The 1,510-nt window shown below is 28.7% G+C and carries 1 protein-coding gene and 1 tRNA gene; both read right to left on the bottom strand.

What is annotated here, in order from left to right; translation table 11 throughout:
• Window positions 1-478: 478 nt before the first annotated feature.
• Entirely contained in the window at window positions 479-1,225 is a 747-nt protein-coding gene (locus tag EG57_RS0205700; RefSeq protein WP_032076313.1) for a peptidylprolyl isomerase, read from the bottom strand.
• A gap of 144 nt (window positions 1,226-1,369) precedes the next feature.
• Window positions 1,370-1,445 (bottom strand) — tRNA-Phe (locus EG57_RS0205695).
• Window positions 1,446-1,510: the final 65 nt, after the last annotated feature.

Here is a 1,510-nt window from a genome sequence, read left to right as displayed (position 1 = left end):
GACTTTTATATCTTACCATGTCTGCTTAACCTTGTCAAGAACTTTTTTAAATTCTTTTTTGTTAAGCTTGCTGCATCACACAGCTTTAACATAATACCACATTATTTAAACTCTTGTCAATAGATTTTAAAACTTTTTATTTCCATAAAATTAATTACAAATTTATAAATAATGTTAAAATAAAAAACCTTTTATACCTATTTACATTTTTTCTAAAGGATTGTGGTCTTACGTGACAACGTATATTATATTAACATCATATAATATTTCTTGCTTTAATACTATTTCTATTTATTTAAAATTAAGTGTATTATACGCCACATTCTTTGCAATAACTATATATATTACATAATGATACTCTAGGACAAGTTTATGGAATTTATTAATTATAGAAATAGTATTTTCACCGAATTAAATTATTTCTAAAAATCAATAGGATGCTAACTTCGCTAGCATCCTATTGATTTCTTAATATGTTCTAATTATTAATTTCTACATCATATTTCTCTCTAAGCTCTTTATTTAACTGTGTATATTTAAAAGATTGTCTTTCTTGCAATAACCTGCTCTTAATAGAGTTTTTTACTTCTTCAAATGATTTTATTGCTCCCTTAGATTTATCTTCAACCTTTATTAAATGGTATCCAAATTGAGTTTTAACAGGTACACTTAATGTTCCTATCTCTAAAGCAAAAGCTGCTTCTTCAAATTCAGGTACCATTTGTCCTCTACCAAATTTCCCAAGATTTCCACCTTGTTCTTTTGATGGACATGAAGAATACTTTTGTGCAGCATCCTCAAAATCCATTCCACCATTTATTTCTTCTGCTACTTCTTTTGCTTTTTCTTCAGATTCTACAAGAATATGTTTTGCACTTACAGTTTCAGGATCTTTAAAATTTTCTTTATTTGCATTATAATAATCTTCTACTTCTTTATCTTCTACAGAAACCTGCTGCATAACTTTAGCTATAGCTGTTTGAGTCAAAATTTCTTTTTTAGCCATTTCAAGCTGAGCAATATAATCACTGTCATTCTCCATGTTATTATCTTTTGCATAATTATAAATAAGTTCAAAAGATATTATTTCTTCTAATAATTGTTTTTTACCTGCTTCAGTTTGTAAATATCCTTGTCTTTCGTTAGGAAATCTCTTAATTGTTGAATCTAAATCAACTTGTGTTATTTCTTTTCCATTTACAACTGCCAATACCTTGTTATCCATACTTTTTCTCCTTAAAAATATTATTTTGTTTGCCATAAACAATTATGACATATTTTAAAAATTTTTTCTATATATTTATACCCTTTAATTATAAATATACTTATTTATATACGTAAAAAAACCTTAGGAAACACCTAAGGTTTTTGGTGGCTGGACCAGGAATCGAACCAGGGACACGAGGATTTTCAGTCCTCTGCTCTACCGACTGAGCTATCCAGCCAAATCTAACCTGGCAACGACCTACTCTTCCACAGAGCCTCCCCTGCAGTACCATCGGCACTATAA

This window comes from Clostridium drakei (assembly GCF_000633595.2).
Lineage (GTDB): Bacteria > Bacillota > Clostridia > Clostridiales > Clostridiaceae > Clostridium_AM > Clostridium_AM drakei.
The sequence above is the reverse complement of the archived record's forward strand: the minus strand, read 5'-3'. Positions and strand labels throughout refer to the sequence as shown.

Excerpts from the sequence above, each read along its gene's own strand:
- EG57_RS0205700 (WP_032076313.1), bottom strand. The coding sequence starts at position 1,225 with ATGGATAACAAGGTATTGGCAGTTGTAAATGGAAAAGAAATAACACAA.